9 protein-coding genes are annotated in these 8,066 nt (G+C 60.5%); all 9 read right to left on the bottom strand.

Going from position 1 to position 8,066, the window contains the following annotated elements:
• Positions 1–143 precede the first annotated feature (143 nt).
• Positions 144–497, bottom strand: coding sequence for a cysteine-rich VLP domain-containing protein (locus ACTQ52_RS11485; RefSeq protein WP_138341021.1), 354 nt, complete (start codon positions 495–497; stop codon positions 144–146).
• 177 nt (positions 498–674) lie between these two features.
• Positions 675–1,454, bottom strand: a complete 780-nt coding sequence (locus ACTQ52_RS11480; protein ID WP_110441892.1) for a DUF4366 domain-containing protein — start codon at positions 1,452–1,454, stop codon at positions 675–677.
• A 2-nt stretch (positions 1,455–1,456) separates the two neighbouring features.
• The gene (locus tag ACTQ52_RS11475; protein WP_087232213.1) at positions 1,457–1,708 is read right to left on the bottom strand and encodes a DUF4315 family protein; all 252 of its coding nucleotides are present in this window, start codon (positions 1,706–1,708) and stop codon (positions 1,457–1,459) included.
• 14 nt (positions 1,709–1,722) lie between these two features.
• A complete protein-coding gene (locus ACTQ52_RS11470) occupies positions 1,723–3,435 on the bottom strand; it encodes a C40 family peptidase (RefSeq protein ID WP_418481242.1) in 1,713 nt (570 codons plus the stop codon).
• Positions 3,416–5,785: a VirB4-like conjugal transfer ATPase, CD1110 family gene (locus ACTQ52_RS11465; protein WP_334295705.1), complete on the bottom strand. Its 2,370-nt coding sequence runs from the start codon at positions 5,783–5,785 to the stop codon at positions 3,416–3,418. The genes ACTQ52_RS11470 and ACTQ52_RS11465 overlap by 20 nt, the downstream gene beginning before the upstream one ends.
• Positions 5,733–6,128, bottom strand: a complete 396-nt coding sequence (locus ACTQ52_RS11460; protein WP_054338606.1) for a PrgI family protein — start codon at positions 6,126–6,128, stop codon at positions 5,733–5,735. The genes ACTQ52_RS11465 and ACTQ52_RS11460 overlap by 53 nt, the downstream gene beginning before the upstream one ends.
• Position 6,129: 1 nt before the next feature.
• On the bottom strand, positions 6,130–6,714 hold the full coding sequence (locus tag ACTQ52_RS11455) for an MT-A70 family methyltransferase (protein WP_138341017.1): 585 nt from the start codon (positions 6,712–6,714) through the stop codon (positions 6,130–6,132).
• Entirely contained in the window at positions 6,711–7,505 is a 795-nt protein-coding gene (locus ACTQ52_RS11450; protein WP_195638620.1) for a DNA-methyltransferase, read from the bottom strand. The genes ACTQ52_RS11455 and ACTQ52_RS11450 overlap by 4 nt, the downstream gene beginning before the upstream one ends.
• Positions 7,495–8,061 carry a septation protein SpoVG family protein gene (locus ACTQ52_RS11445; RefSeq protein ID WP_195250317.1) on the bottom strand — a complete coding sequence of 189 codons (567 nt, stop codon included), beginning with the start codon at positions 8,059–8,061 and terminating at the stop codon, positions 7,495–7,497. Before ACTQ52_RS11445 ends, ACTQ52_RS11450 begins: the two co-directional genes overlap by 11 nt.
• Positions 8,062–8,066 lie beyond the last annotated feature (5 nt).

Here is an 8,066-nt window from a genome sequence, read left to right as displayed (position 1 = left end):
ATGATCAGTATCAGACAGCAGCATAGAGAAATACCCTGGCTGACTTTTCGTCAGCCAGGGTAAACCTAGAACTTATTGTTATTCATTGTCCACTTGACGGGTAGCACACCAAGCGGGATTTCCGGGGCCTAATTTTCCACACATCACCTCCGCTTTTTCCGCATATAATCCCGCTTTTGCCGCCGCAGGGCAATCCGGGCGCAGGACTCGGAGCAGTAGGCCATGCGCCCATCAGCGGGGACAGCCCCGCCGCAGATGGGACAGGGCTTAAACTCCGGCCTGGGCCCCTCAGTCAAGAGGGCGGCCTCCAGCGCCGGATCAAGGGGCAGGACGGCCTCCCGGAAGTAGCGGCAGTAAGCACCTGTCCAGCATTTGCCGAACATATAGCACTCGCACTCCAGGGGCAGGCACCCGTATTCCTTGTCATAGTTGGCGCACCACTTTGTTACCAGGGCGCGGATCGCCCGTTTTTCCTCGCGTGTCAGTTCACGGGCCAAGCCGTCACCTCCCGCCAGCCGGGGCCCGCATGAGCTCCCGGTAGCAGGACACACAGCCGATGCCCCGCCAGTAGGGGCACCCGGAGCACCGGGAGCCCCTGGGCGCTTTCGGGGCAGACGGGGCCTGGGGGTGGGGCTTCTGCTTCATCATTTTTTCAAAGGGGCTGTCGGTAAACCTCATTTGTCCGCCTCCTCTCCGTTATCATCCTCCTCGTCCCAGGGCGGGCCGTCATCGTCCTCGTCCCCGTAGCCGTCCGGCCCGTCATAGTCCGGGAGCTCGTCGCCATAGTCCTCCTGGGGCTCGGCGGCTTTCTGCTGTTTGGGGCGCAGTACCTTGAAATAGAACGCCGCACCGCCGCCCACTAAGGCCACGGCCAGCACCGCCAGGAGCATCCCCGTATTGCCGCCCGTTTCCGGCTCGGCCTCCTCCGGGACAGGTTCCTCGGTTTCCACGGGCTCCGGCTCCACGCCCACGCATTTTTCCATATTGACTGAGCAGACCGCGCACTCCGTATTCACGGCACCCGCCGCGCATTTTTCCGAGCAGGAGCAGACCGCCTGCTCCACCCCGGCGGCCTCGGCTGCGGCCAGCAGATCGGCCTCGTCTACCACGCTGAAGAAGTAGGTTTCATACTGCTCGCCCTCCTCGTCCACGGGCTTGTCATAGTCAATGACAATGTAAAAGGTGTTCCCGCCCGCCGTCTGCACCGTGATAAACTGCTTGTTGGTGTGCTCGTCATAGAGCAGATCACGGGTCACAAGGTTGCCCTCCTCCGAAAAGCCCTCGCCCGGTTCGATGGTGGGCTCCGGCTCCGGGGCCGGGGTTTCCTCGGTCATAGTGGGATCGCCATAGTCCGCGCCTTCGCCGCCGTCCGCATAGGCATAGGCCGGGACGCTAAATCCGCATAAAAGAACGGCGGCACACAGCGCCGCCGCCATCACCCGAAAGCGTTTCATCTTCAATTTTCCTCCTTTCCGCCGTCCTCGGACTTCTGGACACTTTGTCCAGAAGTGCCGTCCCGGAGCCGCTGGAGCACCAGGGGGAGCTCCTCCAGGGAAATGCTCATGCCCCGCACGATGTCCACGATCTCGCTGTTTTCGGCCTCCTGCTTGTTCTTTTCCAGCTCCTTGAGCCGGGCCTGCTGTTCGCTGATTTTGGCCTTGACCTTATCAATCTCGGCCTGGATTTTCTGGCTTTTGCTTACCGCCATACATAACCTCCTTGTCAGGGTAAACGCCCGTAGGCGTAGAAATGAGATTGCCAGTAGCTTGTATTTAAGTTTGCGTATTGGATGGGATCTCCACAGTGGATCATCATCCCGTCCCCCACATAGATGCCACAGTGGGACACGCCCGCCGTGTCATAGGTGCCGACAAAGAACACCAGATCGCCGGGCTTTGGACTGCTGGTAGGGGTGCAGATGTTATAGAGCCCCTGGGCCCCCAGGCGGCCCACATTCCAGCCGCTGTGATTGATGACCCAGGACACGAAGCCGGAGCAGTCAAAGGACGTGGCCGGGGAACTCCCTCCCCACACATAGGGATAGCCCAGGTATTTCTCCGCCTCGGTGAGCATAGCCGCAAAGGTTTCATCGTCCAGATATTCCCCCGGCACGTCATATCCGGCGGGCGGGTTGGTAACGTATTTCCCCACATAGGCCGACTCCGGGAACAGGTCAGGCCGGTTCCCCAGGGTGGACATATAGAGGGAGTACCGGGACATCTGCTCCTCGTTCATCATTTCCAGGGGCAGGTGGGACAGGTTGCGGTTTTCCAGCGTCACATAACAGATGTAGTAATTGTAGGGGACTTCCACATCGTAGGAGTTGCCCTCGCTGTCCGTCCGGTAGCGCACCTCAACCACCACATCCTCGGTGAGAATGTACTGGCGGTCAAAGAGGGTTTCCAGCGTCCCCTGCACCTGATCCAGCGTCCATGCCCCCTCATGGAGCACCGACAGGATGGAGATCAGCACATAGGGATCGTGCTCAATGCTGTCCAAGTCGAAGTGGTACTCGTCATAGTCGTGGGTGCTTTCGTAGCTGTCCAGGTAGTCTGCAAGCTCCGCCTCCATTCCCACATAAGCCGCCTCCGCCGCCAGCATTTCCTCGTCCTGGGATGGGTAGGTAGTCGCGCCCACCGCGCCAGCCCCGGCGTTGCCAAGCGTCACCAGGGAGGACGAACAGGACTGCATCATAAAGAGCAGGAGCACGCAGGCCAGGGCCAGCAGCACCCCCACGGGATGCCGCTTCACAAAGCCCGCCACTTTTGCCCCGGCCTTTTCCGTGGCGGCGGCGGTCTTTTTCGCCGCGCCTGCCGCCCCGGTCTTGACCGCCTCCCGCGCCCGCTTCTGGTACTGCTTTTTCAAGCGGCGCTTGCGCCACATCCGGGAAACCGGGTTGCCGGACATTTCCGGGTGCTCCTGGGCGGCCATGCGGAAATGATAGTCCGCTGTGGCCTTGACATATTTGGACTCGGCCCGCTGGACGGCCTTTGCCGGGTGTTCCCGGAGCGTCTTTTTAGCAAACCGTACCCCTTTACGGCCCAGGGCCTCGCCCACCAGCTCGGAGCGGTGGGCCCCCTCGATGCCCACATTTTCCTGCTCGTTTTCGTAAATCTTCCCATGCACAAAGCCGTGAACGGTGCCGCCAGCGGCGCGGCCCACCCGCCGGACGGGGCCGGGCTTTTTCGGGGGCTTCTGCTTTGCCAGCTTGCCTTTGGCCGCCACCAGCTTGTCGCCCCGCTTTTCCATGCGGAGCTTAGAAGCGGCGGCCTGTTCCTGTTTACTTTTCTGCCGGAACTTTGACTTGTGGACACTTTGTCCAGAAGTGCCCTCTGTCCCGGCCCCGGAAGAAGCACCGCCGGGATCGGCGGGCTCCTCCCAGGAGCCGGGGCGCTCCCTGGGCTCCTGTTGGGGTTTATTCAGTTTTCGCTTCATTCTTCAAGTCCTCCGGGCGGGTGGTGAGCAGATTATAGATCTCGCCTTTGGGGAACCGATCCACAAAGGGAATAGTCACATCGCCATAGAACAGCAGGCCCTCGCCGGAATTGGAATGGGTGATATAGGAGAGCTGATGCTCGGAAATGCCGAGCTGTTTTGCCAAAATCGCCCGGTCACTTTGGGCCTGGGACAACAGGATCATAAAGTCGGTGTTGTCCAGAATGGCCTCGATCTCCCGGCTGGCCAAAAGGTCTTTGACGTTCTGCGTTAAAGCCGAGGGTACGCAGCCTTTTTTGCGGAGCATCTTCCACACGGCCACAAAGTAGCTGGCGGTGAGCGCGTCCCTGAGCAGGATGTGGAACTCGTCAAAGTAGCACCAGGTAGAAACGCCGTTGTGGAAATTCACATTGACCGCCGACGTTACAAAGTCGTTGGTAACGTGCATGGCGATCTTGCGGAGGTTTTCTCCCAGCCCTTTGAGAACGATGCAGACAATATGCGCCGTCAGTTTTACGTTGGTCTGGTGGTTGAACAGGTTAAGGGAGCCCGTACAGTAGAGCTCCAGGGCGGTTGCCACCCGGCGGGCCTCCGGCTCCGGCTGTTTCAGAAGCTCCTCGTACAAGTCCTGGAGCAAAGGCGGCTTGCCGTCCCCCAGGCCCAGGGCCATGTCCCGGTAAATGAGCCGCACACAGCGGTCAATCACCGTCTTTTCGATGGGTTGCAGGCCATCCTTGCCGCCCACCACCAGCTCGCACAGGGACAACAAAAAATCCGCTTTCATGGAAAGCGGGCTTTCGTCATCGTCCAGATCAAGCTGGATGTCCATCGGGTTGATATGGCTGGGGGAGCCGGGGGCGATTTCCACCACCTGGCCGCCCAGCCTACGCACCAGCGGGGCATATTCCCCCATCGGATCGACAATGATAATGCGGTCTTTGGGGATGGCAAGAAACACGTTGATGATCTCACGCTTTGCGGCGAAGCTCTTGCCGGAGCCCGTGGAGCCGAGATAAAGGCCGTTGGCCGATTTCAGCTTTTTCCGATCTGCCATGATGACGTTGTGGGAAAGAGCGTTCATGCCGTAGTAGAGGGACGGCCCGGCCATCCGCAGCTCCCTGGTCATAAAGGGGATAAAGATTGCCGTGGAGCTGGTAGTCATGCCCCGCTGGATTTCTACCTCGTTATAGCCCAGGGCCAGAGAGGACACAAAGCCCTGTTCCTGTTGCCAGTCCAGCCGCTTCAAAGCGCAGTTGTATTTCTGCGCGATGCCGCCCACTGTGAACACATCGTTTTCCAGCCGCTGGCGGGTGGGCGCGATATTGATCACCGTGAACGTCAAGAGGAACATCCGCTCGTTGCGGGACTGCAGATCGGCCAGGAGCTCTGCCGCGTCCTTGCTGAATGTAATCAGGTCAGGGGGCAGGATGTCGGGATCGTACCCGGCCCGCACCGCCTTGCGCTGTTCCTCCACCTTCATTTTGCCGATGTCGGAGAGCTTGCCCTTGATGGTCTTAATGGCCTTGAGCTGATCCACCGTCTGAATATGGAGCGTAACCGTCATTTCCGCATCCAGCTCCAGGATCTCCGCCAGGAGCTTGTCAGAGAGCTCGGACGCCAAAATCTGCAAGTAGGACGCCGCGCCCCAGTATTGGCCGATGCGGAACGTCCGGGACTGCCGGAAGTCGAAGCTGTCCGGCGCGATATAGTCCTTTGTGCCAAGCCCGGTTTTGGGGATGTCCTGCCAGGAGAAGCGGAACGGCTCCCGGTTGCCGGGGTGCATCTGGCCGTGAAGCAGAGCCAGCCGCGCCTGCCCGTCCATCGGGACAGAGGGAACGCCCAGCCGTTTGAGGTTGCCTGTCACGTCGGCCTCCACCCGTTCCAGGCGGGGGCGGGCTTCCGCGATCCCCTCGGCGGGCAGGCCGAACGTGATGTATTTTGACCGCTCGATGCCGTTGTTGCTTTTGGCGATCTGGCTTTTTAACATTCCCGTGAACTCCGCCCGGATGCTGTCATAGTCATCCTGGGCCGGAGGAATGTTTACCTTGTACTTGCTCCGGGAACGGGAGCGGCGGTTGATAAAGGAGAGCTGGAACGGCAGGGAGCTGTCGAAGTAGTTGAGGAACGAGCTCCACCCGCCAAAAATCGCCGTCTGATCCTCGGTGCTTGCCACGGAATAATTGATGTCCTCATATTCCACCGTCTTTGTGTAGAGCCCGCCGGGGAGCTGGCACACCCCGTCCGGGTGCATTACCAGATAGGGGATCGTCTGCTGGGCGGAGAGCGCCGCTTTCCGTTTAGCGGCCTTTCCGGGGCCGCGCTTTGGGCTTTTTGCGTTCTGCAATCGCATCCTCCTTTCTCACAGCGCCCCGCTGGGTGAACGGGGCATAGATATTTTCCGTCTGGTAGGGCCTCACCCCAGGCCGCAGGAACTTTGCCCGCAGGACGTTCCGCACCACCTTTTCAAAGGGGAGCCCGTCTTTTTCATACATCGCCAGCAGGAACGCCGGGAGCGCCACTCCCATCATCAGGAACATGGCTCCCGTGTTGCCGATAGTGCTCCGGGCCAGCAGGTAGGACGGGATGCCCACCGCCGCCGCGATCCCGAAGCACACAAGCTGGCGCTTTGTCAGGTTAAAGGCAAGTTTGGTCTTGATTTTGGATAAGTCGTTGGGGACATTTACATAGGGAATTTCAATCACTCCTTTCCGGCCCGGCCACCTCTGGACACTTTGTCCAGAAGTCCGGGATGGTGCTTTCCACCTCGTTCCCCCACACGTCCCAGCCGGGCGGGGACTGCCGGGCGAACAGTTCCACCCTGGGCACATCGCCCATGAGGGCCACGATCTTTTCACGGGCCTCCTCCGGCTTGCGGCTGTGCTCCTGGATGGGGGAAATGATAAACTGGTGGATATTGGCCGCCTGCCGCTTTGGGTGTCCCCGCGTTGCCAGCAGGCAGACCTCCGCGTTGCCCCGCGTCCAGAAGCCCAGGCCATAGAACCAGCCCTCGGACTTGCGGTTTTTCTTCAGCCAGACGAAAGCAACGCTCTTGTAAGTGAAGCCCCACGCCTTGATCAGCCGCAGGGCCTCCGCAAGCTGCGGGAACGTAGCCCACAAAAAAAGCACGCTGTCCGGGGCCGCCAGATCCGCCACCGGGAGCATGCATAACTCGTCAATCCCCATTGTGGGGTAATGCTTTTCCGCCGCCCCCTGAACATTCTTTGCAGAATACCGCCAGGGGGGATCGGCGTAGATCACAGAATATTGTCCGATAGTCAAACTCCTTTCTCCCCGGCCTCCACCGCCGCGCCCGCCACGCGGATGCGTTCACTGGCGGCGGCATAGTAGGCCGGGACGGTTTCAAAACAGAGGAAGCGGCGGCCCGTGTTGAGGGCGGCCACCGCCGTTGTGCCGGAGCCCGCGCAGATGTCCGCCACCAGCTCGCCGGGCCGGGTGTAGGTCTTGATGAAATACTCGCACAGGGCCACCGGCTTCTGCGTGGGGTGGACGGTGCGCTGGACGGTGGGGAACGTGAGCACATTCCCCGGAAAGCGCAGACCGTCCTCCGAGCCGCCTGTGGTGCGGACGAATTTTCCATAGTTGGGGCTGTCCCCGTTGTTTGTCAAGCTCCTCTTATAGGGCTTGCCCTGTTCAAACTGCGGGTTGTAGAGAGGGAGCTTCTGATAGAATACCAGGATGTTCTCCGTCTTTTTTAACGGGGCCCGCCTCGCGTTGAGGAAACCTGTGCATCGGCTTTTATACCACACCCACTCATAGCGGAGCATGGACAGGTTGGATGCCCCCAGCACCTTGTCATAGGGGCACTGAGCAAAGAACAGGATCGCGCCGTCCGGCTTGACCGCCCATTTCACCGCCTCCCACAGCTCCGGGAGCGGCAGGGGCACATCCCAAAAGTTCCGGGTAGTGCCGTAGGGCGGATCGGTCAAGAGCATATCCACGGAATGGCGGGGCAGGGAGCGCAGGCCCTCGATGCCGTCCATGAGGAACAGCCCCTCCGTGAGTTCCGGGGACTTCTGGACACTTTGTCCAGAGGTGCCCTTATCGGTCATCCCTGGCCTCCTTGCCCTTTGCCGGGGCGGGCCGGGTGGCGTTTTCCTTTGCGGCCTCCTTTGCCGCGTTTGCCATCTGCTCCCGGATCGGCTTTGGACGCAGGGCCTCGGCGCGGGCAATCAGCTTTTCCACGGCCATGTTGTAGCCGTCTGCCGCCGCCGCACTCAGTCGCTCCTGCAAGGCCCGGTTTGTCACCCGCGCCGTGGAGCGGTAGCCCGTCCGGGTTGTGGGATCGGGTTTGCTGGGCTCCCCCAGGAAGATCCCGTTTTTCCCGTTGACTACCTTAAAATCGTCAATCACGATGCCGCCGATATTCACGCTGGCAAAGCCAATCAGCTTGCCCTGGGGCTCAATGGGCCGCACCGACACCTCGATAGGCACCTCGGCGGCCTCCAGGTTTTTCTCCACCCGGAGCTGTACGGCCTCGTCAATGGAAATGCCCTGGGCGTCCGCCAGCTCCTGGATGGGCGCTTCAAAAATCAGGCGGCGCATTTCCGCCATCGCCGCCTCGTCCATAACGGGGGCCCCTTGTGCCGCCGTCTGCATATTCGCCATAAAAT

This window comes from Oribacterium sp. Sow4_G1_1, assembly GCF_052116105.1.
Lineage (GTDB): Bacteria > Bacillota > Clostridia > Lachnospirales > Lachnospiraceae > Oribacterium.
Note: the sequence above shows the minus strand (reverse complement) of the source record. Positions and strands in the feature narration are given on the sequence as shown.

What these genes read in the sequence shown, in the direction of transcription:
- ACTQ52_RS11475 (WP_087232213.1), bottom strand. Translation starts at nt 1,708, where the DNA reads ATGGCGGTAAGCAAAAGCCAGAAAATCCAGGCCGAGATTGATAAGGTC.
- ACTQ52_RS11450 (WP_195638620.1), bottom strand. Translation starts at nt 7,505, where the DNA reads ATGACCGATAAGGGCACCTCTGGACAAAGTGTCCAGAAGTCCCCGGAA.
- ACTQ52_RS11445 (WP_195250317.1), bottom strand. Translation starts at nt 8,061, where the DNA reads ATGGCGAATATGCAGACGGCGGCACAAGGGGCCCCCGTTATGGACGAG.
- ACTQ52_RS11480 (WP_110441892.1), bottom strand. Translation starts at nt 1,454, where the DNA reads ATGAAACGCTTTCGGGTGATGGCGGCGGCGCTGTGTGCCGCCGTTCTT.
- ACTQ52_RS11470 (WP_418481242.1), bottom strand. Translation starts at nt 3,435, where the DNA reads ATGAAGCGAAAACTGAATAAACCCCAACAGGAGCCCAGGGAGCGCCCC.
- ACTQ52_RS11465 (WP_334295705.1), bottom strand. Translation starts at nt 5,785, where the DNA reads ATGCGATTGCAGAACGCAAAAAGCCCAAAGCGCGGCCCCGGAAAGGCC.